Here is a 24,050-nt window from a genome sequence, read left to right as displayed (position 1 = left end):
AATTGCGATAAACGCTGGGTCGACGCTGTTCGATGTTGAAGGGAAACCGCTACACCATAAATGAAGCCCCGCAACCACATGTAGTGGTGGCATTGGGGTTTTGAACTCGAAAACGCGCCCCTGCAAGGCCTTCTTCGTAGTCAACGGTTGAGCCCACCAGATATTGGTAGGAGAGGGGATCAACCACCAGAGCGGCGTCACCAAATTCGATAACCGTGTCGTCATCGGCAACGTTATCGGCAAAATCGAAACCGTATTGAAAGCCTGAACAGCCACCGCCGGTGACATAAACGCGTAGTTTAAGCGTTGAGTTGTTTTCCTCTGCCATCAAGGCGTTGATGCGTTTTTGAGCACTATCGGACAACAACAGTGGCGTTGGAACAAAGGATTCTGCGCTGCTCATGGCTACCTCCCGTGAGCTAATGGGGCGAGTGTCGTTTTAGTGACAGACGCTCGCCCCGAAGCGAATAGACTGCATGGATACTAATTATGAGTAAAACCTAGCAAAAGGGTCAACTATTACCGACCCAATGGAGGCTAGGGCATAACCGCCGGGGCACTTAGGCCGGTGGCTTCGTCATAGCCAAACATCAGATTGAGATTTTGAACGGCTTGCCCCGAAGCCCCTTTCACCAGGTTATCGATCACCGATAGCACCACTACCGTGTCGCTATTCTCCGGGCGGTGAACTGCAATACGGCACGTATTGGTGCCTTTCACACTGCGTGTTTCCGGGTGACTGCCAGGGGGCATGACGTCAACGCAGGGTTCGCCTGCGTAGCGACGTTCAAACAGTGTCTGAAGGTCACCGGGTGCTTCAATGAGCGTCGAATACAGGGTGGCGTGAATACCGCGAATCATGGGCGTCAGGTGCGGTACGAAAGTCAGGCTCACTGCACCGGCTTGAATGTCTGTCAGCCCTTGGCGGATTTCGGGCAAGTGGCGATGCCCGGAAGCACCGTACGCTTTCATGGATTCGCTGGCTTCGGCCAATAGCGAACCGACTTTAGCCCCGCGACCGGCACCCGTGACGCCTGATTTGCAGTCGGCGATCAGCCGGTCGGCATCGACCAAACCGGCCTCCAGCAATGGCAGATAACCCAACTGAACGGCAGTGGGGTAGCACCCTGGCACAGCGACAAGGCGCGCCGTTTTAATCTGTTCACGGTGCATTTCCGGCAGGCCATAAACCGCTTCGCCAAGCAAGGCAGGTGCTCCGTGGGGCTGACCATACCATTGCGCCCATTCGTCGGCGTCACGTAGGCGAAAATCCGCGGAGAGGTCAATCACGCGGGTACCTTGATCCAGCAGTTCACTGGCCAGTGCGTGAGCAACCCCGTGGGGCGTGGCAAAAAACACCGCATCCAGACGACCAAGCTGTTTGGCGTCGGGCTCGCTAAACGCCAGCGTGTCGTAGTGCTCGCGCAGATTTGGGTACATGTCGCTGACTCTCACGCCCGCTTCTGAACGTGACGTGATGGCTGTTACTTCGACGTGAGGGTGCATGGCAAGAAGCCGAAGCAGTTCAACGCCTGTGTAGCCTGTGCCGCCAACAATGCCTACCTTAATCACAATGACTCCTTGCAGTTTTTGAGCGCAAAACGAATCGCCAACGGCTTAAGCATAGGATACCAAGCTGTTTATGCGTATCCAGCTATGATACACAAGAGTGTATAGACACAAGAGCAAGGATGGTTGCCTGTGGCGCTTTTTTCTCGATCTGATTTCACCCTAGACAGTTTTCGGCGCCAGTTGGCCAATGTCGATGCGCTGCCGCAGCTATGCGTATTGGGCTTGGTGTCGGGGCTGATTACCGGTGCCTTGATGGTCGTGTTTCGCTTGCTGCTCTCTGCGGGGGCGTTGCTTTATATGCCCGAGGGCAATCCTGAAGCGTTTGAGTCACTGGCACCCTGGGGGCGGGTGGCGCTTCCGTTTATCGCTGTTGGCCTGATCGGCGCCTTGCTTTACCGCCAGAAAGCCACGGCCCGCAAGCTTGGCGTGGCCCATGTCATCGAACGCTTGACCTACCACCAAGGCCGTTTCCCGCTGCGTAACTGGCTCAACCAATGGTGGGTGGGTGTCGTGGCCGTACTGGGAGGCCTCTCGGCGGGTCGCGAAGGGCCTGCCATTCATCTTGGGGCGGCGGCATCGAGCGGCCTTGGTCAGCGGATGCGTCTACCCAACAACAGTTTACGGGTACTGGTTGCCTGCGGCACCGCCGCGGGAATTTCAGCCTCGTTTAACACCCCGATTGCCGGTGTCATCTTCGCCATGGAAGTGGTGATGATGGAGTACACGATGATGAGCTTTATGCCCGTTATATTGGCGTCCATGATGGGGGCGCTGGTGGCGCAAGTGGTTTACGGCAATCAACCGGCGTTCCATATCCCCGACGTTGCCCTTGGTTCATTAATGAACCTGCCCTGGGTGGTGATGACGGGCCTGGTGATTGGTTTGTTGGCGGGCGGGTTCATTCATTTATCGCGTTTGCAGCGTTTTCAGCAGTGGCCCTTGTGGGGCCGCCTGGGTGTTGTTGCGCTTATAACCGGTGTGGCCGCCTTCTGGTTTCCTGAGGTGCAAGGGATTGGCTACGACAGTGTGGCCGCCGCGCTCAATAACCAGTTGGCGGTTCAGGTGCTTCTGGCGTTGATTGCGGTAAAGCTTGCCGTGACGGCCCTGACGGTTGCCGGCGGGGTACCTATCGGGATCATCGGCCCGGTATTGGTGATAGGAGCCGCCACAGGCGCCCTGAGTGGCCACTTGGGGGGCTGGGTATGGGAAGCCAAAGCCGCTGACCCGGGCATTTATGCCATGTTGGGAATGGCCGCGATGATGGGAGCCGTCTTGCAAGCACCGCTGGCAGCGCTTATGGCTCTGCTGGAGTTAACCCATACGCCAGGTATCATGTTGCCGGGAATGTTGGCAGTGGTAGTTGCCTGCTTGACGTCGCGTCAATTAACCGGTTGCGAAGGGTTTTTTATCAGCAGCGTGCGCTATGGGCTGCACCCGCTACAGCAACCGCTGATGCAAGCGCTATCCAGGGTGTCTGTACCAGCGGTGATGGAGCGTCATCTAGTTCGCACATCGCGGATGATAACGCCCGATCAAGCGCGCCGCTTACTGGAAAATAACCCGATATGGCTGGTGATCGAACGATCCAGTTCTGATAAGCCGGTTCTTGGGCTAAAAGCCGCTGCCCTGGCGCGTTGGATGATTGAACACGATGAGTCGTCAAGCGATAACGCCTCAACTGAAGGATTGATCGATTTATTGGAAGTACCTGGGGAGCGGCTTGAAATGGCACCCATCGCGCTACAGGCGACCCTTTCCGAAGCCTTTTTGACGTTGCAGAATGACGCTCTGGACGCGCTTTATGTGGTTCACGGTAATCGGCCGAAACAACAGCGTATTTCAGGTATCATCACCCGGGGCGCTATCGAGCGTTATTACCATTACAGCGATCCTCGCGATAATGATTCATCTCACAAAGAGCCTTGGCCTAAGGAGTGACAATGTATTTATGGATCAAAGCGATTCATCTAATCGCGATGGTAACCTGGTTTGCGGCCATGTTTTATTTACCCAGGCTGTTTGTCTACCATGCCCAGGCACGCGATGCTGATGATCAGCAAGCGATGACGTATTTTACGACCATGGAACGTAAGCTTTATCGGGGCATCATGATGCCGTCGATGATTGCCGTGCTGATTTTCGGTGGCTGGCTTTTATATCTGGCACCCGCCTGGCTCAGCCAGGGATGGATGCATGTAAAACTGCTGCTGATTGCGCTGTTAATTGCCTACCATCACGTCTGCCTGATTTACTTCAAGCAGTTCAGCCAGGCACGTTGCACGAAAAGTCATGTATTTTTCCGCTGGTTTAACGAGTTACCGGTGATTGGCCTGATCGGCATTATCTTGCTGGCGGTGGTGAAACCGTTCTGATGCGACAACCATTACCTCCTGTTGTATTAGTACTGGCCGGGCATGACCCGACCGGCGGAGCCGGGTTGATCGCCGACAGCGAATCCATTGCTGCCTGCGGCGGCTGGGCGGTGACCGTGCCCACCGCGCTGACCATTCAAAACTGCCATAACGTAGTGCGGGTGGTGCCCACGGATGCTTATCTCATCAACCAGATGGTCGATGAGATCGCGACTCTGCCGGTGGCGGCCATCAAGCTTGGCTTGATTAGCAGCGAGTCAACCCTTGAGGCGGCGATATCGATTATCCGGCGTTTCCCCGGTGTGCCGGTGGTGGCCGACCCGGTGCTCAAAGCCGGTGGCGGTGCTGAACTCTCGACCCCCGAATTGCGTCAACAGTATATCGAGCGGCTGCTTCCTCTGGTCGATATCCTGACGCCCAACCGGGCCGAGTTGGCAGCACTCACGCCTGAGTGTCAGTCAACGGATGACGATACGGCCAGGGCGGTGGCCTTGCTTTCGCTGGGTTGTCAGGCGGTGCTGGTGTCAGCAACCGATGATCCGCTACCCGGCAATGACGATCAGGTGCTACTGACGCTGCATTCACCGGATAATACCCGGCAGTGGCCATGGCCGCGTCTACCTGAACAATTTCATGGTTCAGGGTGCACGCTGGCATCCGCGATTGCTGCGCGCCTGGCTGTAGGTGAGCGCTTACTTACTGCGTGTGAGCAAGCTCAGCACTATACCTGGCAAAGCTTGTCACATGGCTATGAGACGCCAAGCGGACAGTTTTTACCCAATCGTACCCCGCGCGCTTCACGTTTTTGATTTGATGACGCCACGCAATTAATGAAGAGGACGCCATGACGACTTCCGCTGAATTGTTTGAACTTGCCAGCCGCCATATTCCTGGTGGCGTTAACTCCCCGGTGCGGGCCTTCAAGGGGCTGCATCGCCCGCCGGTATTCATGGAGCGCGCGCAAGGCGCTTATCTGTTCGATGTTGAAGGCAATCGCTACGTCGACTACGTGGGTTCATGGGGGCCGATGATTACCGGGCATGCAGACCAGGATGTGCTTGCGGCGGTCCGTGCCAGGTTGGATAACGGGTTATCGTTTGGTACCCCCACGGCGGTTGAAACCACCATGGCGGATCTGATCTGCGAAATGATTCCGTCGATGGAAATGGTGCGTATGACCAGCTCTGGCACCGAAGCCACAATGTCGGCCATCCGTCTGGCACGCGGCGCCACCGGGCGAGACAAGATCGTCAAATTTGAAGGCAACTACCATGGGCATTCCGATTCGCTGCTGGTTAAAGCCGGGTCCGGGGCATTGACGCATGGCGAGCCGAGCTCACCCGGCGTACCGGCGTCGCTTGCCGAACATACCATTACCTTGTCGTATAACGACCCCGAAGGTGTTGAGGCATGCTTTGAAGAAATGGGCGATCAGATTGCCTGTATCATCGTCGAGCCGGTCTCCGGCAACATGAACTGCATTCCGCCGCAGCCAGGCTTTCTCGAGACGCTGCGCCGCGTGTGTAACGAGCACGACAGTATCCTGATTTTTGATGAAGTGATGACCGGCTTTCGGGTTGCCCTTGGCGGTGCTCAGGCTCATTATGGTGTGACCCCCGACCTCACCTGCCTTGGCAAGATCGTGGGTGGCGGTATGCCGGTCGGTGCCTTCGGCGGCAAACGCGAGATCATGCAGAACATTTCGCCGATGGGGCCGATTTACCAGGCGGGTACGCTCTCCGGCAATCCGCTGGCCATGGCGGCTGGTATCGCGCTTCTGACCAAGCTTCAGGTACCCGGCTTCCATGATGCCCTGACTCAACGTGTTGAAACCTTGTGCACCGGTCTGCAGGAACGCGCCAACGCCGCCAATGTGCCAATGATGACCCAATCGGCAGGCGGCATGTTCGGGATCTTTTTTACCGGCCAACGCCGTGTGGATAACTTTGCCCAGGCGACCGCCTGTGACCCCGAAGCGTTTCGCCGCTTCTTCGGCGCGATGATCGACCAAGGCGTATATCTGGCGCCCTCGGCGTTCGAAGCGGGCTTCATGTCCAGCGCCCATACGCCAGAAGATATTCAAAAAACCCTGGATGCTGCCGAGAAAGCCTTTGCCTTAATGTAACAGAAAGTAACGAAAACTCCGCTATCTGCAGAGAGCCGCTGAATATCAGCGGCTCTCTGCATTGTAGAAGCCATTATTCGATTCGTTAGTAAAACTGCCAGCGAAAATGAATAGTCTCCTGACAACTGGCGAATCAAGGCAAAGCGATAGCATGCTCTGCTCTCTCTTTGTAGCTTCTGGATTCCCGGAACTCATCCCCCTACATTTAGTTGTAACATAATGTTACGAAAAGCTTTCTTTGCCGACCTCGGACTGTAACCCTCCCTAAATTTCGATAAAGATCAGCACAAGCTCGGATTCATCATCGATCACAACCGTGTCAAGGCATTAGAAACCGGGATTTTTTCATCGTGCCCGTTAATGATTTTATTTTTATATAATTGTATTTTAAGAGTTTTTTATTAATTGATGATATAGCTAATACTGGTTTACTCAAGCAATCTCATCTTTCCTTCGCACCTTCCGCATGAAAAAAACCACCGACTGATTTGAAAAATATCAGGTGTGCTCTCTTTCGATCCTCTCCTATTATGTAAATCAATATTTCAGTAAATAACTTTTTGTATCTATGTGTATCTGTAAGCGATGACCCACCCACGGTCGAAGGTTGAGACGATGATGGCACAACATGAAAAAGGGCTTGAGGCGGCGCCCATACTGATAAAGGGATTATCGACGCTTGTCATGGCTGGCTTCATCGCGAGTGCCTGGGGGCAGGAGCGTCTTCAGGACGATAGCTTCCACCGGGTTTTCAATACCACTTACCGTGCGGCCTCCCTGATTGATGGTAACTCTCTCAGCAATGTTCAGGGAGCAATCAACATCAATATAGCCGCCGGTAACAGCAATCTTCAGAGCAACTCCGGTGTGATTGCCATGGGCGATTATGCCCTGGCCAACAACATCGTGGTTCAGGTTGTTTCATCGAATAATCGCCTCGCACCGGAACAAGCGACCGCCGTCATCAAAGATGAGGCGTTGAGCCAGGCGGTTGGCTGGATTTCAGTCAACCAGGCCGCGGGGCAGGAAAATGTGCAGAGCAACACCTTGAGTGTGGCGCTGGGCATAAGGGGCAGCACCCTCAACAGCGAGTCGCTGGGTCAGGTGCAGTCCCGTACGCAAGAACCGACAGATGAGTCAGATGATGCTACGTCAGAACGGCGAGTCGCCATTGAAGATTCGGCGTTTGCAGGGTCACGCGGTGTCATCCAGGTGAATCAGTCGGCGGGAATGGGCAACGTTACCGGGAACCATGTTGGTGTCCGCATGACATCCGGTGCTCGCTAAAAACGGTAGCTGTGCCTTGATAAAACCAAAAGCGTTACTTGCAAGTTCATTCAGGAGAAAGACCATGAAAACATTCGCAAAAGCACCGCTCGCCATGGCTATTGCTGCCCTTCTTGCAGCACCCTATGCATTGGCTTCTGGCAGCAGCAACGATTTCGATACCGATGCCTATATGGACGTAGACGTCGAAAACGATATCACCGTTGAAATTGGTCACGAGATCGAGAGCGATATCTGGGTAGAACTGGATATGAAAGCCGATGTTCTGGACCCGAATCATTTCTCAATTGCTACCGTCGATCGTAAGCAGTATTCCGATAACAATACGGTCTATGACGATCAAAGCGACAATGATGCACTGGTGACGGGTAGCGGCGGCGGCGCTAGTGGCAACATTGGCGTCAACGTATCGGCTGGAGGTCTTAACACTCAGGCCAACGATGCGGCTATTTCTAAAGGTAGCACTGGTGAACAGACTACTACCACTACCACTACGACAAATGAATATAAGAATATCTTGGGCCATTGGGTGAAGACTGATACGACGGTTGAAGAATCTGTAACAACCGACGAAGCCATGGTATTTGCCAAGGCCGCAAACTTCTCACTTCAGTCATCCTCTAACAACAATTTCGATAACGACGCAACCCAAAACAATGCCAAGATCAGTGGTTCCTTTGGAGGTGCTTCTGGCAACCTCGGTGTGAATGCTGCCTCTGGCTTCGGTAATGCCCAGCATAACAGCATGGCGCTGGCGCTGGGTCAGAACAGCTCTGCCGAGGCGACCGTTGTTGGTGTCCAGTCCGTCTACGATAACGATTTGGATAATGACACTGTTGGTTGTGGTTGTAACCTTGACGTCAATACCAATACTGCTGAGCTGCACAACAGCTTTGGTGGCGCAAGCGGTAATATCGGCGTCAACATCGCATCCGGCAACCTCAACATGCAGAGCAATACGCTGTCTATCGCTCGCGCCAAGTGAGTTGATACTCAGTTCGTTCCCGGCCTCGCCATTTGGCGGGCCGGGTTTTCGAATTTAGCAGCGTGCCGGAGGCGAGTATGAAGACCTTTTGGGCTTCCCTGCGATTTGCGGCTTTGTCTATGGCGGCTTTGGGTGTTGCTAATCCTGTTGCAGCGGCGTCGATCCAAATGGGTAACGTCGTACCCGGTACCCAGGTGACCAAACAAGTGATGTCCATGAGGGAGTTGAAATTCGAGAACCTCGTGGCTCAGGAGACGGATTTTTCCTGCGGTGCGGCTTCGCTAGCCACTATCCTCAAGTACGCCTATGGCCGGTCTGATGTTACTGAAGAAACGGTTCTACAGGGCTTGTTTGAAATTGCCAATGCCGATCAGGCCAGACGGTTGGGCTTCTCGTTGCTCGATCTCAATAATTATGTGGAAACGGTAGGTCTGCGCGGTCGTGGCTATAAGATTGATGAGCCCTCACTGGATACGGTGTCGATCCCGGTCATTGTGCTGCTGGATCTGGATGGCTATCAGCACTTTGTGGTGCTGAAAAAAGTTGAGGGCGACCGGGTCTACGTTGGCGACCCTGCGTTAGGTAATAAGGTAATGAACCGCTCCGAATTTGTTGAGGCTTGGAACAACGTCATCTTCGCTGTGGTAGGGGAGAACTTCGATACCAGCACGGTACTGCTTGATCCGGCTCAGCCGCTGACGGCCCGCCGACTCACGGATGTCTTCTCACCAGTCCCCAAGCAACAACTGCTGGATTTCGGGTTTCGCCATGCTGAGGTGTTCTAAGCGCCTGGCGCGATAATTGTGAGGGTGGAAACATGGACGGGCATAAAAGTATTCGACGGTGGGGTGAGGCGATGGCCGTGCCGCTAATCGGTGTTTCAATGTTGTTGACTGACATACCGGCTGTTCAGGCGGCTACTGTGGCGACTGATTTCAGCGATCCGGCTTTCAAATACGGCATGCAACTGTCTGACTCCGAATTAGCGCAGCTGCGTGGCAAGGCCGTTAATAACCGCGAGGTGCTGTTCTTCGGTGTGGAAATGTCGATGAACTGGAAAACGTCGCTGGGTGAGGACATTCATGCGCGGGCGAATCTGGGTATCGATATGGCGGGTGGACGACCTTCACCAACGTTTTCCTCCCATATTACTTCTACCACTCCGGAAGAGTACGCTGCATATCAGCAGGCTATGAACAATACTTCTCTGCCTGGAACCGGTTTGTCCAATGGCAGAGGCGTGGTACAGCTGGTCCAGGCTGGTGGCGATTTCAATACGGCGAATAACACCTTCTGGGTTGATGTAGGGCAAAGTGGCGGACGTGACAGCAGCCAACCTGCAAACGGCAAAACAGAATTGGCTCAGGGAGGCGCCCTTGTGAAGGTTGGCAGACAGGCCGGCGGGATAGGGATGACGATGACGCTGCCCGGTGCGGGGGTGGCAAGTCAGGATATAAGCCCGGGACGTGGTCTGCATCAATCCATCCAGCTTACCAGTGACCATCAGCAAATCAGTAATATGACGCGCTTGAATGTCCAGTTGGGAAAAGTCTCGGATGCGGGTATCAATCGCGATTTCAAAAGTTTGTTGAAATCGGTTCGCGCACTGGAGCGCCTGTGATCAAGAACTATTTCTATCTTCTTCATACGCAATAGGCCGATCATCTTCGGCCTTTTTCATGCTTATCTGACGATGTCTATTGCCTCTTAGGCTGACTGAGGGTATCAAGAAGTTGGGTCTTCCTTCGCGATCGAAGGAGTGGAGGCGAAAGGCTCTTACCGAGCTCATATTTAAGGGGATCATCAATGCAGTATAATAATTCGACAAGCAAGTTTCCGTCTGCGGGTCACCGATTCTTACTTTCGCTATGTCTTTGCACGGCGGGTAGCCTGTCGACGGCGGCAATGGCACAGGGCACCAATGAAGAGGTCGTTCGAGAGGCCCAGCCCAGCCAGAGCGTCCAGAACGTGCTACGCGAGGAACACGCGCTTTTTTCAGACCGTTTAACGATCGAGCCAGGTATCAGCTACTCTTACTCTAACAGTAGTGAATTGGCGCTAAGCGGGTTCCTGGCGCTGGATGCCATCTTTCTGGGTAATATCAGCGTGGATACGGTGGAGAGCCACACGACCACTTTTGATGTAAGTACCCGTTATGGGGTATCAGACCGTCTAGAGCTGGAACTGGTAGTCCCTTATGTCTACCGTAGTAGCCACTATGAAACCATCGGTGCCGGTGGTGCGACAGGTGGGCTAGTCGAAGAAACCGTCAGTCAAGGTGATTTGGGGGATATCAGTGCTGGCCTCTACTATCGTGTCTTGGCAGAAACCCAGTCCCGGCCCGATGTAGTATGGAATTTCTCTGTTCGGGCACCGACTGGTAGGCATCCTTACGATATCAGGACCAATACCAGAATCGTGGATGTCGAGGAAGGTGGAACTGAAAACTTAACCGTGCCAACCGAGCTTCCAACCGGCAATGGCGTCTGGGGGGTCAGCACTGGGTTTTCGTTCCTCAAGACGGTTGACCCGGCCATCATCTTTGCCAATGTTGGCTACACTCATAACATCGCCCAAGACTTTGACGATATTAACTCAAGCGATCAGACAGTACCCGGCGAGATCAATCTGGGAGATAGTATTCGTCTGGGATTCGGGACTGCCTTCGCCCTGAACGAGCGCTTCAGTCTTTCCATGTCGTTTACCCATCAGCACTCCCTGGAGACAAACGTTACCGTCGAGGGAGGGGATGAGCAGTCGGTCATCGGTAGTAGCGCCAATGCCGCTTCGTTCAATTTCGGAGCTACCTATGGCTTGTCAGATTCCACCTCGATCGTTACCAGTATGGGTATCGGCTTGACCGACGATGCGCCAGACTTCACGCTCAATTTCCGTATGCCTTTCCAGATCTAACCAATATGAACCTTCCCTGCGCTAAGTTGGGCGCAGGGAAGGTTCACGATGGTGTTTCACCATTTAGCGAACTCTCCCAGCATGCATAAAATAGCCTCAGCACTTTGGCTGCGGCAGAAGTAAGAGAGTCAACACTGCCAACTTAGTGAGAAAAACTAGAAAAACGGAGGCATTTACCATGCCCCTTCGTTCTATTGTTGGCTAATGGCGACGCTGCAAACTGCGTGCGGTTTCAATGTTGGGCAGGATGGGGCCCAAATTCTGATGGATCCAGTTTAGCGCCTGAATGCGGTTGTGTACGTTGATTTTGCGGAAGATATTGTAAAGGTGAGACTTGACTGTGTGTTCGCTGAGGAACAGTTTTTCAGCAATCTGATGGTTGGAAGCCCCGGCACTCAACAGCGAGATAATTTCCATTTCGCGGTTTGTGAGACCGCAGGCGGGCCTGAAAGCGTTGTTTTGATATTTGCGATAAAACAGGATCAACCGCGTCATGAGTTCCCGGGACATCCATAGCTCGCCCTCGAGCAGCGCATGAATGCCCTTGCAGATGACATCCAGGCTTTCATGGCGATAGAAAACCCCTTTCAACTGCGCGCAGGACAACGCTTCAAGTGCATGATCCATATCGCGGATATTAAAGGCAGCTAATGGCGCGTTATTGAGCGTCTCAGGGAGCTGATGCTGCCAGTCTGGCAGGGTATCAACGCTGATGTGATCGCTGTCGATCAACATCAGGGCATTACCCGATGCCGGTGCCGTAACATGGTCATGGGGAGACAGCAGTTGCACTTGGCACTCGGTATGAGTCCCCAGATACTCCGCAAATAATTTTGATTGTGGGCTTTTTTCGGTAACGATAAATACCGTATCAATAGCCTTCGCCTGCGGCATTGGAACACCCTCGTAGAAACAACGAATGAGCGGTTGGTCTTTTAAGTGTTGTCTATTAACTGTTAAATGTAAATATTTGTTACTAAAAAGCCATCAAATAAGGTGAGCTGAAATGGTTTTTATACGATAAGAAATTGAATATAAAGAATTATTATTTTTCTAATACTTCAACTATATTTGATATAAGCTACATGGTGTTACATTAAGGTCCCTTCAGTCGAGCCTCTGGCATGCGTAAACTGATCGTTCACCTTAGGAGCTCGCCGGATGACCAGTACTCAAACGTTTGTGCTTGCCAGCGGAAACGTTGGTAAATTGAAAGAATTCAATGAATTATTAGCGCCACTTGGGTTCGATGTGCGTACCCAGGCTGATTACGGTGTCCACGACGTGGCGGAGACGGGCGTGACCTTTGTGGAAAACGCGCTTATTAAAGCTCGTGAAGCGAGCCGCCAAAGTGGATTACCGGCCCTTGCCGATGACTCAGGTCTAGAGGTTGATGCGTTACAGGGCGCACCGGGCATCTATTCCGCCCGTTATGCAGGCGAACCCAAAAGCGACCAGCGTAATAATGCCAAGTTGCTTGAAGCCTTGCAGGATTGCCCGGAAGGGCAGCGAACGGCACGTTATTGGTGTGTTCTGGTTTACCTGCGACACCCTGAAGACCCGGTGCCCGTTATTGTGCAGCGTAGCTGGGAAGGCGAAGTGTTGGCACACCCGCGCGGTGAGGGCGGCTTTGGCTATGACCCACTATTCTGGCTGCCCGATCAGAGTTCAAGCGTGGCGGAATTACCCAGCGAAACGAAAAATCGCTTGAGCCACCGTGGTCGTGCTCTGAGCGGGTTAGTTGACGTGTTGAAGGTGGCCCATGGCTGAGCCGTTGCCACCGTTATCGCTGTATATCCATACGCCGTGGTGCGTGCGAAAATGCCCATATTGTGACTTTAATTCCCATGAGCCCCAGGGCAATGAATTGCCGGAAACCGCTTACCTTAAGGCGTTGTTACAGGATATTGATGGCGATCTTGAGCTGGCGGCGGGGCGAACCATACAGAGCATATTTATCGGCGGTGGAACCCCAAGCCTGCTTTCGCCAGGTTTCTATAGACGCCTTTTAAGCGAAGTGAGTGCTCGCTTACCATTTTCAGAGGCGATTGAAATCACCCTTGAAGCCAACCCGGGTACGACTGAGCAAAGCCGCTTTACCGGTTACCGAGATGCCGGTATTAACCGGCTTTCGCTCGGGGTGCAAAGCTTTCATTCAGACCAGCTGGCGGCATTGGGTCGAATTCATGGTGGTGAAGAGGCCGTCAGCGCCGTCAGGCAGGCACGTCAGGCGGGCTTTGATAACCTCAATATTGACCTTATGCACGGCCTGCCGCAGCAGACGTCTCAACTGGCGATGGCGGATATTGAGCAAGCGCTGGCGTTATCCCCTGAACACTTGTCCTGGTATCAATTGACACTAGAGCCCAACACGGCGTTTTATGTCCATCCGCCGACCTTGCCCCATGAAGAAACCCTTTGGGACATTCAGGATCAGGGCCATTCACGTTTACAGCAGGCGGGACTGGAACGTTACGAAATTTCCGCTTACGCGCGCCTTGATCGACAGAGCCTGCATAATCTCAATTATTGGCAATTTGGCGATTACCTGGGCATCGGGGCGGGCGCTCACGGGAAGTTGAGCCATGTTGATACACAGGGGCAATGGCATATTGAGCGGCGTTGGAAAACGCGTCAGCCAGATGCCTATTTAAGACGCGTAAATGATCCGCGCGGTTTTATTGCAGGCAAGCAGCCTATTGCTGCAAACGAACTGCCGCTGGAGTTCTCGATGAATGCGCTGCGTCTGACCCAAGGGGTTCCTGTTTCCATGTGGTCAGCGCATACGGGGTTGCCGGTTGAGGTGTTGTTGGCGCGTTTACACAATGCCGAGAAAAAAGGACTTTTGATGGAAATGCCCAAAAGACTGCAAGCATCGCCTCAAGGTCTATTATTCTTGAACGAGTTGCTGGCTTTGATAAGCGACGAGTAACTTCATAAGTAGATGACAATGTTAAGGAGTGAGCGATGCGTATTTCTCGACTACTGACCCCGTTAGCGGCCGCTGTGCTGGTTGCCGGTTGTGCAACCTCGGACCCTTACGGCGGCGGTCAAACTCAGCGCTCATCGACGGCAACCGGCACAGGTATTGGTGCCGTTGTAGGCGCGGCTGCCGGTGCGCTGTCCGGGGATGGTAGCACTAGCCGCCGAGATCGGGCGCTGATTGGGGCGGCGGTAGGTGCCGCAGCGGGTGCTGGCATAGGGGCTTATATGGACCGCCAGGAGCAGCAACTGCGCCAAAACCTGGAAGGTTCGCGCATTGAAATTGATCGCCGCGGCGACGATATCGTGCTGAATATGCCCAGCAGCGTGACTTTCGGTTTTGATTCCGCTGAATTGACCAGCCAGGCCCGCAGCTCGTTAAACGAAGTGGCCAATGTGGTCAGTGAATATGCTGACACCCGGATCAACATTGCGGGCCATACTGATAGCACCGGTGACGAAGCCTATAATCAGCGACTGTCTGAGCGCCGGGCTCAGGCAGTAGGTAGCTACTTGAACCAGAATGGCGTGTCCTCAATGCGTCTAAGTACTCGAGGCTATGGTGAATCCCAGCCGGTGGCCAGTAATGAGACTGAAAGCGGACGCAGCCAGAATCGCCGTGTCGAAATTACCTTAACGCCCACCGGAGAAGGTCAACGCCAAGGCGGCTAAGCAATGTTGCTGTGAAGCCTTCCCAATGCCCGCTATGCTGATACGGCGGGCTTTTTTATGAGTTGTCGAATTATCATGTTGTCATATCAACACGCATATCATGCTGGCAATTTTGCCGATGTACATAAGCATTTGACGTTATTTGCAACCATCGAGTATCTGCTGCGCAAACCTTCACCGGTGACATATATCGATACCCACGCGGGTCGCGGATTTTACCCGTTGTCGAGCGAAGAAACCCAGCGCTTGAAGGAGTATCGGGATGGTGTCTGGCCTCTCTGGGAAGCAGCTCAATCGGTGTCCGACCCGCTGCTGTGCAGCTGGCTGGATGCCCTGTCCCGTGCGCAGCGCCATCCCAACGAATTGGCCCATTACCCCGGCTCTCCCTGGTGGATCAGCCAGGCGCTTCGTGCCAGGGAGCGGTTGTACGGGTTTGAGTTGCACCCTGGCGAGCACCAGCATTTCGATGATCAGGCGCTAGCAGAAAGCGTAGAACGCATTCATGGCGATGGCTTGCAGGGATTATGCCAGCGTCTGCCTGTTGCAACGCCTCGTGTCTGTGTGCTGATTGACCCAAGCTACGAGCGTAAAGACGAGTATCAGTTGGTGGCGGATACCCTTAATGTGGCGCTTGCGAAAGCGCGTCACGCGGTGGTGTTGATCTGGTATCCATTGCTGCCTGCCAACAACCACAAGGTGCTTTTGGAAGCGCTTGAGCGCAGCGGCATCCGTAAAATCTGGCGTAGCGAATTGTGCCTGCGAGACGCGGACACCCAGGAGCGCGGTATGTACGGAAGTGGAATGTTGGTGATCAACCCGCCCTGGGGGTTGGACGAACGCCTGGCCGGCGCGATGGCCCAGCTGACACCACTTCTGGGCACACAGAGCCGCTATTGCGCGTCTTGGTTGGTAGGGGAGTAGCGCTGTCTGGGAGAGCTTATTTGCCGATACAGAAGCTACCGAAAATTTCACCCAGCAGATCATCGGCGCTGAATTCACCGGTGATTTCACCTAGCGCCTGCTGCGCATCGCGTAGATCTTCCGCCAGCAATTCACCGGCGCCATTGCCTTCGAGCTGTCGGCGGCCGGTTTCAAGGGCGTTCATTGCCCGGTCAAGCGCATCCAGGTGGCGGCGGCGGGCCGAAAAACGCCCCTCGGTGGTCGCTGAAAAGCCCATGATATCTTTCAGGTGCGCTTTCAAGTTATCCACACCTATCCCTGTCTTTGCAGAAAGACGCACCGTGGGTGGGGTTGTGGATAAGTCTATGCCGGCCTGTTCGGCGCTGGTGTCGATTTTATTACGTACCAGCGTCAGGCGCTGCTGGTCCGGCAGCCGGGCGACAAATTCAGGCCAGATTGCCATGGGGTCGGTTTCATCGGTCGTTGACGCATCGACCAGGAGCAGCACGCGGTCGGCGCCTTCGATCTCTGCCCAGGCCCGTGCGACGCCGATCTGCTCAACGGCATCCGGCGTATCGCGCAGCCCTGCGGTATCAATCACATGCAGCGGCATTCCGTCGATGTGGATATGTTCGCGCAGCACATCCCGCGTGGTACCGGCAATATCCGTGACGATGGCGGTGTCCTGCTCGGTCAGGGCGTTGAGCAAGCTCGACTTACCCGCGTTGGGACGCCCGGCAATGACAACGCTCATGCCCTCACGCATCAAGGCTCCCTGGCCAGCAGCAGACCGAACGTCGATAAGCTCACGGTTTACCTCGTCCAGCAGGCTCGCCACGTGGCCATCAGCCAGAAAGTCGATTTCTTCCTCGGGAAAATCAATCGCCGCCTCGACGTAGACGCGCAGTTCGATAAGCCGCTCTACCAGCGCGGCTACCCGATTGGAAAACTCGCCCTGCAGCGAACGCACCGCGTTTTCGGCGGCCGAGCGGGAGGTGGCATCTATCAGGTCGGCAATGGCCTCGGCCTGGGCCAGATCAAGCTTGTCATTCAGAAAAGCACGCTCAGAAAACTCCCCTGGCCTTGCCAGACGGGCGCCTAACTGGACGCAGCGCTCAAGCAGCATATCCATGATCACCGGTCCGCCATGGCCTTGCAGTTCGAGCACATCTTCACCGGTGAACGAGTGAGGGTCCGGGAACAGTATAGCGATCCCCTCATCGATACTGCCTTCTGCGCCCATAAAAGCGCCATAGTGTGCGTAGCGGGGGGCTGGGCAGTGGCCTAGCATGGCGACGGCAATGTCGCGGCAGGCTGGGCCAGAAACACGAATAATACCGACGCCACCACGACCGGGAGGCGTGGCCAGGGCGGCGATGGTGTCTTGGGTATAGAGTCGGTCTGCCATGGCGTTTCTCTTTTAGGTGCAGGTGGCAAGTGAGCGTAGTGTGAGTTTTTGCCCCCTGAAACACCAGACCCCCGCAAGGGCGGGGGTCTGGGTGTTCAAGGTATCGGCTTTATTTTTTGGTTTTCATGCCTTTGCCGATACTTGGGTCCTGCTCGATTTTGCGCGTAATAAAGTACTGCTGCGCCACTGAGATAATGTTGTTGACCACCCAGTAGATCACCAGGCCCGCCGGGAACCACAGGAAGAAGAACGTAAAGATGATGGGTAGCATCTTCATGATCTTCGCCTGCATGGGATCAGGCGGCGTTGGGTTAAGCTGTTGCTGCACGAACATCGAAAGGCCCATCAGAATCGGCAGTATGAAGTATGGGTCTTTCACCGACAGATCCTGCACCCAGAAGATGAAGGGAGCGTGTCTCAGTTCAACGGATTCCAGCAACATCCAGTACAAGGCGATAAAGACGGGCATCTGTACCAGAATCGGCAAGCAGCCACCCAGAGGATTGATCTTCTCCTTCTGGTAGAACTTCATCATCTCTTGAGACATTTTCTGGCGGTCATCGCCGTACATCTCCTTGAGACGCTGCATCTCGGGGCCAAGCTTGCGCATCCGTGCCATCGACTTGTAAGCCTTGGCAGAAAGCGGGAACAGAATGGTTTTCACCAACACCGTCAACAGGACGATTGACCAACCCCAGTTGCCGACAATGTCGTGAATCTTGTCAAGCAGCCAGAAGAGCGGGTTTGCCAGGAACCACAGCCAGCCATAGTCGACCGTCAGGCGAAGGTTAGGCGCTACTTCCTCAAGATGATCCTGGACCTTGGGACCCATATAGAGAGTGGCGCCCAAGGAAGCTTCTTCTTCCGGCGCCAGCTCACTGGTGGGGCCAGCAAAGGCGACGACATTGCGGTCGCGCGAGTCTGTCGAGACGTAGTAAAGGTTCTGCTGATCCTGAGAAGGCGCCCAGGCCGAGACAAAGTAGTGCTGGATGATGGCAATCCAACCGCCTTGTGCCTCTCGATTATTGAAGTTGCCGCCTTGTATATCGTCAAAATCAATCTTTCCGTAGGTCTCTTCAGGCGTCGAAAACGCCGCACCCAGGTAGGAATTCATGCCCATACTGACGCCGCTTGACGGGTCAGGGCTGTTATCCCGAGCGAGCTGGCCGATAAAACGAGCGCTAACGGGCTCATCGGTGTTATTGGCCAAGTAGTAATTGACGTCAACAGCATAATTGCCGCGTTCGAAGGTCAGCCGCTTGATGACCTCAATGCCGTTTATCTCGGCGGTGAGGTTGACCTCAAGCTGTTCTTCGTCATCACCCAGCAGGTATTCGCTTTTCTCAGGGGTAAAGGCAATGCGATTTGCTTCCCCGTTAAGTTGCAAGCCCGAGCGTGCGACGTAACTGCGCGTTTGATTGTCGGAAAGCAGAATATAGCTGCGATCCGACTCGAGCGCCTGTTTATGCTGCGGCAAGGCGGCATACACGATATCGCCACCGTGTGGATCAATACGAACATCCAGCACGTCGGTGGTCACCGCGATGAAGTCACGGCTGTCGCTATCACTTTCGTCGCTGTTTAGCGCGTCCTGCGAAGCGGCAGTGCTATCTCCGGGAACCGACAAGTTTTCCGCGTCGTCATTGCCAGACGTACCGCCACTTCCCGACGATGCGTTGTTATCGCGTGTTTGATCTTGCGATACCTCGGACGACGGTTGATAAGACGTCTGTCCGTAATCCTGATTCCACTGTACAACCAGTAGATAGGCCAGAATGGCAAGTGGAATCAGTAATATAAGTCGTTTTACGTCCATGAGGGTTCTGCCCGCTGGGTGGTGAACATGCTAATGACGCAGTATCAATTACTCGACCCATGACACACGAAAGCCTGCCAGGCGGCAGGCCGAGGTCGAGCGATGAGGTGCCCATCAAGTAGTGTGCTTTGAGCTTGCAGGTAGCGCCTTGTCTGCCTGGCTGTCGCGCCGAAGCCGTTTCCACATGCCATGGAGCTGACGATATAAAACGTCATTGTCCATGTCCTGAACGCCACGCCGAGCAAGTACCACAATATCCACTGCGGGAAGCTGGTCTTGACGTAGCCTGACTGACTCTCGAACGAGTCTTTTGAAGCGATTTCGATCAACGGCGAGCTTCACATTTTTTTTGCTGACCACGAGGCCAAGGCGGGGATGCCCGAGGGTATTCCGGCGTGCTAACGCCATAATCCCTTTACCATGTACCTTGAGATCTGCTTGCTCAAAAACGTAGCGGTAATCCCCGGCGTTAAGTAACCGAAAACACCGGGGAAACCCTTGATGTGGCACACGCAATCCGAGATCAGGCGCTCAGACGCTTACGGCCTTTGGCGCGGCGACGCGAAATAATGGCGCGGCCATTTTTGGTTGCCATACGAGCACGGAAGCCATGCGCGCGCTTGCGCTTGAGAACGCTAGGTTGAAAAGTGCGTTTCATAACTCGTTATTCCCACGTGGTTAGGACGGAAAATAAATTCCAAAAGACCCGGTCCAGTGAGGAACTAGCCGGGAGATTCAATTCAAGACCGGAAATTGTAGAGGCTTCCCGGGTTACGTGCAATTTTTTCCTTGTAAAAAATACCGCCTGTCCACGCAGGTGCCTGTCAGGGAGCACGCAATGGTGCTTGCCGGGAAGTGCACCGGCGTCCAGCCATTGGTCTTCTGCTGCCTTGTGGCTAATAGTGGGGATACATTTTGTTAACAACTGTATATTTTTCTTTAAATTCAACTATATAAAAGCTAGATGAGGTTGTGTATAAGTTGCGGAAAAGACGATGATAAGTGGTTGATTAACTGTGAATTAATGCCCAGCGATAATGAACAGTAAGCTGTCGATCAGCACTTGGAATATCTATCAATTCGACACCTGAAAAGTTTTCCACAGCTTATTAAAACGCCCCAGTCCTGTGTGGATAACCACGCCGTTGGACGCTACAATGGTCGGCCTTTTTCAACCGATGGTGAGATGTGTGTCACTCGCGCTTTGGCAACAGTGCCTGGATTACCTGCAGGACGAGCTGAGTTCGCAGCAGTTCAACACGTGGATACGTCCACTGCAGGCTGAAGATAGTGAGGCTAACGAGCTGCGCTTGTTGGCGCCTAACCGCTTTGTGCGCGATTGGGTGAGTGACAAGTACGCCAAGCGGATTAGCGAACTGATGCGCGAGCTTGCCCCTTCGAAACCTCCCAAGGTTAGCCTCACGGTAGGTAGTCGACGGCCAGCAGCACCTGCCCCCCAACCCCGTGATCTGGGTAATCCGGTCTCGGCCTCTCCGGCACCGCGTGCGTCGGCGGCTGTTCATACGCCGCCACGGGGCGACATTGCTGACGAGCGTGAAATCGATCAGCTACGCGAGGAGGGAAGTGGTTCAGACCGGCGTTCGAACGAGCGCCAGGTTCAGGTTGAGGGTGGGCTCAAGCATACCAGCGGGCTAAATCCTAACTTTACTTTTGATACTTTCGTGGAAGGTAAATCCAACCAGCTCGCGCGCGCGGCTTCTCGCCAGGTTTCCGAAAATCCGGGTGGGGCCTATAACCCGCTATTCTTGTATGGCGGTGTTGGTCTGGGTAAAACCCACTTGATGCATGCCGTAGGTAATGGTCTGGCGTTGCGCCGTGAAAATGCGCGTGTGGTCTACCTTCACTCGGAGCGTTTCGTGGCCGATATGGTGAAGGCGCTACAGCTCAATGCCATCAATGACTTCAAGCGTTTTTACCGTAGTGTTGATGCGTTACTCATTGACGATATTCAATTTTTTGCCGGTAAAGAGCGCTCTCAGGAAGAGTTCTTCCATACGTTTAATGCGTTATTGGAAGGCGGTCAGCAAATGATTCTGACGTCGGATCGCTACCCGAAGGAAATCAGTGGTGTCGAAGAACGCCTGAAATCACGCTTTGGGTGGGGCCTTACTGTCGCTATTGAGCCGCCTGAGTTGGAAACCCGTGTGGCTATTTTGATGAAAAAAGCGGATCAGGCCAAAGTCGACTTGCCCCATGATGCGGCGTTCTTTATTGCCCAGAAGATTCGATCGAACGTGCGCGAGCTTGAAGGTGCCCTCAAAAAAGTGATTGCTGACTCGCACTTCATGGGCAAGACCATTACCCAGGACTTTATACGTGAGTCGCTTAAAGACTTGTTGGCGCTACAAGACAAGCAGGTGGGCGTCGACAATATCCAGCGAACGGTAGCGGAATATTACAAAATCAAGGTTGCCGATTTATTATCCAAACGGCGTTCCCGGTCGGTTGCAAGGCCCCGTCAAGTTGCCATGGCGCTTGCCAAGGAATTGACCAATCACAGTCTGCCTGAGATTGGCGATGCGTTTGGCGGTCGTGATCACACGACGGTGTTACATGCCTGCCGCAAGGTGAAAGTGTTGCAGGAAGAAAACGCCGATATTCGCGAAGACTATAAGAACCTGTTACGCCTACTGACCAGTTAATCAACCAGGACGGACCTGTTTCAGCAGGTCTTTCAGGATAGACAACGGAGTATTGATGAAATTTTCGATTTCCCGAGAGGCGCTGCTACGTCCGCTTACCTTGGTAGCAGGGGTGGTAGAGCGCCGTCAGACATTGCCTGTTTTATCGAATGTGCTGATCCAGGTAGACGGTGACCAGGTGGCCCTGACGGGCACTGATCTGGAAGTCGAATTGGTTGGCCGTACTGTCGCCAGTCAGGTGGATCAGGAAGGCTCGGCAACCGTGCCGGCCCGCAAGTTGATGGATATTTGTAAGTCGCTCCCTGATCAGTCAGATATACAGCTAGCGGTTGAAGAGGGTCGCGCTGTCCTGAGGAGTGGTCGGTCTCGCTTCACACTGTCGACGCTTCCCGCAGCTGAATTTCCGTCTATTGAAGATGCCGAAGGCAGCCAGGAATTGAGTGTTCCGCGTGGTACACTGAAACACCTGATCGAAGCGACATCCTTCGCCATGGCCCAGCAGGATGTTCGCTATTATCTGAACGGTATGCTGCTCGAGATTCAGAGCAACCTCCTGCGCACCGTGGCGACTGATGGGCATCGCCTGGCGATGTGTTCGCGGCCGGTGGACGTGACCGTTGATCAGTCACAGAAGCTCATTGTTCCCCGTAAAGGGATTCTCGAATTGTCCCGTTTGCTTGACGATAGCGATGAGCCGGTGAGCCTGACATTAGGATCCACGCATGTGAGGGCGCACACCGGTGATTTTACGTTCACGTCCAAGCTGATTGATGGAAAATTCCCCGACTATGAGCGTGTGGTACCGCGCAACGGTGACAAGGTTTTAATTGCTGAGCGCGCCGAACTCCGCCAAGTGCTTTCCCGCACCGCTATCCTGTCCAATGAGAAGTACCGTGGTGTACGCCTTTATCTCGAGGAAAATAACCTCAAGGTAATGGCCAATAACCCTGAACAGGAAGAAGCGGAAGAGAACATTGCCGTTGAATATACGGGCTCGGCCATGGAAGTTGGTTTTAACGTCGGCTATCTGGTCGATGTGATGGGCGTACTGGATGAAGACCGCGTACAAATCACCCTTGCAGACCCCAATAGCAGTGCGCTTCTGGAAGAGCCGGGTGGGGGTGACGCACTCTACGTTGTCATGCCGATGCGTCTATAAAGTTCTCAGTTGGCGATAATTTACCGAGTGACGGCGCATATGGGCGCCGTCGCTACGTTTCAGGGCGCACAAAATAAGTGACGGGTGAATGGGTCTTCTTCAGCTTAATTTCGATGGTCTTCGCAACTTGCAGCCTGTGGATATGGCACCGTCGCCCGGTATCAACGTGATTAATGGCGTTAACGGAAGCGGTAAAACAAGCTTGCTGGAAGGCATTCATATCCTGGGCATGGGCAGGTCATTCAGGACACGTCAGCTCAAGCATGCGATTCAAACGGATGCGCCCCACGTAACGCTGTATGGCCGTTTGTCCGGAGAGCCTGATGTTGCACTAGGGGTCCGTCGCTTGCGCGCCACCAGCGAGCTGGAACTGCGTATCAAGGGTGATAAGAACGCCCGCCTAGCGGATCTGGTGGAAGCCATGCCGCTTCAACTCATCAATCCTGATGCTTTTCGCCTTTTGGAAGGTTCCCCCTCAGGTCGTCGTGAATTCCTGGACTGGGGTGTGTTTCACGTGAAACATGGTTTTCTCGAAATATGGAAGCGAACGCGTCGAGCGTTGAAACATCGGAATGCCTTGTTGAGGCATGGTAGAATAGAGCCTCAGGAGTTTGCCATCTGGGAGCAAGAGTTTGCTAACTGGGGTGAGCAAATAGATACGCTAAGACGGGACTGGTTCGCTGATTTTCTCCCTGTATTTGAAGAAACCCTCGAATGGCTACTCCCACTACCCGGTTTAACGCTTCACTATGCGAGAGGCTGGGATAAAAGAAGGTCGTTGGTTGATGTACTGCAGGCTAGCCGTTCAACCGATCAGCAAATGGGCTTTACGCAGCAAGGCCCTCAGCGAGCAGACTTGCGCATCAAGCTTAATAAGCAACCTGCGATTGAAGTTCTTTCCCGAGGCCAACAAAAACTGGTGGTGAGTGCGCTCAAGCTAGCGCAGGGTCGGCTTCTGGAAAGAGCGTCACAGCGGCATTGCATCTATTTGATTGACGACTTGCCCGCCGAGCTAGACAAGCTGCATCGGTTAAGGTTTTGTCAATTACTGGAAGATATGCAGTGCCAAGTATTTATTACCAGCGTCGAACCTGATGCTTTAAGGCAAACATGGCAGGCTCAAACCCATGTAAGGATGTTTCACGTGAAACATGCGGATAATGGATTGAGTCAGTTAATGCCTGAAGGGTAGACGA

General features: G+C 53.8%; 23 protein-coding genes. 16 read left to right on the top strand and 7 right to left on the bottom strand.

What is annotated here, in order from left to right; translation table 11 throughout:
• Positions 1 to 49: 49 nt before the first annotated feature.
• Positions 50 to 403, bottom strand: a complete 354-nt coding sequence (erpA, locus tag QC816_RS07015) for an iron-sulfur cluster insertion protein ErpA (protein WP_066315652.1) — start codon at positions 401 to 403, stop codon at positions 50 to 52.
• A 134-nt stretch (positions 404 to 537) separates the two neighbouring features.
• Entirely contained in the window at positions 538 to 1,572 is a 1,035-nt protein-coding gene (gene argC / locus QC816_RS07010; RefSeq protein WP_309781468.1) for an N-acetyl-gamma-glutamyl-phosphate reductase, read from the bottom strand.
• Between the two features lie 129 nt (positions 1,573 to 1,701).
• On the opposite strand from argC, the gene QC816_RS07005 reads away from it, so the two are divergent.
• The 9 genes from QC816_RS07005 to QC816_RS06965 all read left to right on the top strand — a co-directional run bounded on the left by QC816_RS07005 (position 1,702) and on the right by QC816_RS06965 (position 11,254).
• Complete coding sequence (locus QC816_RS07005) at positions 1,702 to 3,510, top strand: chloride channel protein (RefSeq protein WP_264824985.1); 1,809 nt, start codon at positions 1,702 to 1,704, stop codon at positions 3,508 to 3,510.
• Between the two features lie 2 nt (positions 3,511 to 3,512).
• Positions 3,513 to 3,944, top strand: a complete 432-nt coding sequence (gene hemJ, locus QC816_RS07000) for a protoporphyrinogen oxidase HemJ (protein ID WP_085919181.1) — start codon at positions 3,513 to 3,515, stop codon at positions 3,942 to 3,944.
• Positions 3,944 to 4,753: a bifunctional hydroxymethylpyrimidine kinase/phosphomethylpyrimidine kinase gene (thiD, locus tag QC816_RS06995; protein WP_085919180.1), complete on the top strand. Its 810-nt coding sequence runs from the start codon at positions 3,944 to 3,946 to the stop codon at positions 4,751 to 4,753. Before hemJ ends, thiD begins: the two co-directional genes overlap by 1 nt.
• Positions 4,754 to 4,788: 35 nt before the next feature.
• Positions 4,789 to 6,069 carry a glutamate-1-semialdehyde 2,1-aminomutase gene (hemL, locus tag QC816_RS06990; protein WP_085919179.1) on the top strand — a complete coding sequence of 427 codons (1,281 nt, stop codon included), beginning with the start codon at positions 4,789 to 4,791 and terminating at the stop codon, positions 6,067 to 6,069.
• A 615-nt stretch (positions 6,070 to 6,684) separates the two neighbouring features.
• On the top strand, positions 6,685 to 7,356 hold the full coding sequence (locus tag QC816_RS06985; RefSeq protein ID WP_309781467.1) for a hypothetical protein: 672 nt from the start codon (positions 6,685 to 6,687) through the stop codon (positions 7,354 to 7,356).
• 64 nt (positions 7,357 to 7,420) lie between these two features.
• The gene (locus tag QC816_RS06980) at positions 7,421 to 8,341 is read left to right on the top strand and encodes a hypothetical protein (RefSeq protein ID WP_309781466.1); all 921 of its coding nucleotides are present in this window, start codon (positions 7,421 to 7,423) and stop codon (positions 8,339 to 8,341) included.
• A gap of 77 nt (positions 8,342 to 8,418) precedes the next feature.
• Positions 8,419 to 9,126 (top strand): C39 family peptidase, encoded by a 708-nt coding sequence (locus tag QC816_RS06975; RefSeq protein WP_309781465.1) that lies wholly within the window; start codon positions 8,419 to 8,421, stop codon positions 9,124 to 9,126.
• A gap of 32 nt (positions 9,127 to 9,158) precedes the next feature.
• A complete protein-coding gene (locus QC816_RS06970) occupies positions 9,159 to 9,962 on the top strand; it encodes a hypothetical protein (RefSeq protein ID WP_309781464.1) in 804 nt (267 codons plus the stop codon).
• A 185-nt stretch (positions 9,963 to 10,147) separates the two neighbouring features.
• A complete protein-coding gene (locus tag QC816_RS06965) occupies positions 10,148 to 11,254 on the top strand; it encodes a hypothetical protein (protein ID WP_309781463.1) in 1,107 nt (368 codons plus the stop codon).
• Between the two features lie 201 nt (positions 11,255 to 11,455).
• On the opposite strand, the gene QC816_RS06960 is transcribed toward QC816_RS06965, so the two are convergent.
• A complete protein-coding gene (locus QC816_RS06960; protein ID WP_309781462.1) occupies positions 11,456 to 12,148 on the bottom strand; it encodes a LuxR C-terminal-related transcriptional regulator in 693 nt (230 codons plus the stop codon).
• Between the two features lie 267 nt (positions 12,149 to 12,415).
• Here QC816_RS06960 and rdgB point away from each other — a divergent pair, with 267 nt between their 5' ends.
• The 4 genes from rdgB (at position 12,416) to QC816_RS06940 (ending at position 15,829) form a co-directional block, all read left to right on the top strand.
• Positions 12,416 to 13,024 (top strand): RdgB/HAM1 family non-canonical purine NTP pyrophosphatase, encoded by a 609-nt coding sequence (gene rdgB / locus QC816_RS06955; protein ID WP_309781461.1) that lies wholly within the window; start codon positions 12,416 to 12,418, stop codon positions 13,022 to 13,024.
• Positions 13,017 to 14,186, top strand: a complete 1,170-nt coding sequence (gene hemW, locus QC816_RS06950) for a radical SAM family heme chaperone HemW (protein WP_309781460.1) — start codon at positions 13,017 to 13,019, stop codon at positions 14,184 to 14,186. The genes rdgB and hemW overlap by 8 nt, the downstream gene beginning before the upstream one ends.
• Before the next feature lie 35 nt (positions 14,187 to 14,221).
• Complete coding sequence (locus QC816_RS06945; protein ID WP_085919171.1) at positions 14,222 to 14,908, top strand: YiaD family glycine zipper/OmpA-like lipoprotein; 687 nt, start codon at positions 14,222 to 14,224, stop codon at positions 14,906 to 14,908.
• A gap of 75 nt (positions 14,909 to 14,983) precedes the next feature.
• Positions 14,984 to 15,829 carry a 23S rRNA (adenine(2030)-N(6))-methyltransferase RlmJ gene (locus QC816_RS06940; protein ID WP_085919170.1) on the top strand — a complete coding sequence of 282 codons (846 nt, stop codon included), beginning with the start codon at positions 14,984 to 14,986 and terminating at the stop codon, positions 15,827 to 15,829.
• Between the two features lie 16 nt (positions 15,830 to 15,845).
• Here the strand turns inward: QC816_RS06940 and mnmE are convergent, their stop codons facing one another.
• The 4 genes from mnmE to rpmH form a co-directional block, all read right to left on the bottom strand.
• Entirely contained in the window at positions 15,846 to 17,216 is a 1,371-nt protein-coding gene (mnmE, locus tag QC816_RS06935) for a tRNA uridine-5-carboxymethylaminomethyl(34) synthesis GTPase MnmE (RefSeq protein WP_309781459.1), read from the bottom strand.
• 109 nt (positions 17,217 to 17,325) lie between these two features.
• The gene (gene yidC / locus QC816_RS06930; protein WP_085919168.1) at positions 17,326 to 19,032 is read right to left on the bottom strand and encodes a membrane protein insertase YidC; all 1,707 of its coding nucleotides are present in this window, start codon (positions 19,030 to 19,032) and stop codon (positions 17,326 to 17,328) included.
• A 114-nt stretch (positions 19,033 to 19,146) separates the two neighbouring features.
• Positions 19,147 to 19,542 (bottom strand): ribonuclease P protein component, encoded by a 396-nt coding sequence (rnpA, locus tag QC816_RS06925; protein WP_309781458.1) that lies wholly within the window; start codon positions 19,540 to 19,542, stop codon positions 19,147 to 19,149.
• 13 nt (positions 19,543 to 19,555) lie between these two features.
• Positions 19,556 to 19,690, bottom strand: coding sequence for a 50S ribosomal protein L34 (gene rpmH / locus QC816_RS06920; RefSeq protein WP_066315595.1), 135 nt, complete (start codon positions 19,688 to 19,690; stop codon positions 19,556 to 19,558).
• Positions 19,691 to 20,222: 532 nt separating this feature from the next.
• On the opposite strand from rpmH, the gene dnaA reads away from it, so the two are divergent.
• The 3 genes from dnaA (at position 20,223) to recF (ending at position 24,046) form a co-directional block, all read left to right on the top strand.
• Positions 20,223 to 21,695, top strand: coding sequence for a chromosomal replication initiator protein DnaA (dnaA, locus tag QC816_RS06915; RefSeq protein WP_085919166.1), 1,473 nt, complete (start codon positions 20,223 to 20,225; stop codon positions 21,693 to 21,695).
• Positions 21,696 to 21,750: 55 nt separating this feature from the next.
• Entirely contained in the window at positions 21,751 to 22,854 is a 1,104-nt protein-coding gene (gene dnaN, locus QC816_RS06910; RefSeq protein WP_066315588.1) for a DNA polymerase III subunit beta, read from the top strand.
• Between the two features lie 88 nt (positions 22,855 to 22,942).
• Entirely contained in the window at positions 22,943 to 24,046 is a 1,104-nt protein-coding gene (gene recF / locus QC816_RS06905) for a DNA replication/repair protein RecF (protein WP_309781457.1), read from the top strand.
• The last annotated feature ends 4 nt before the right edge of the window (positions 24,047 to 24,050 follow it).

Source organism: Vreelandella janggokensis (assembly GCF_031451615.1).
Lineage (GTDB): Bacteria > Pseudomonadota > Gammaproteobacteria > Pseudomonadales > Halomonadaceae > Vreelandella > Vreelandella janggokensis.
This window is presented reverse-complemented; position numbering and strand designations above follow the sequence as displayed.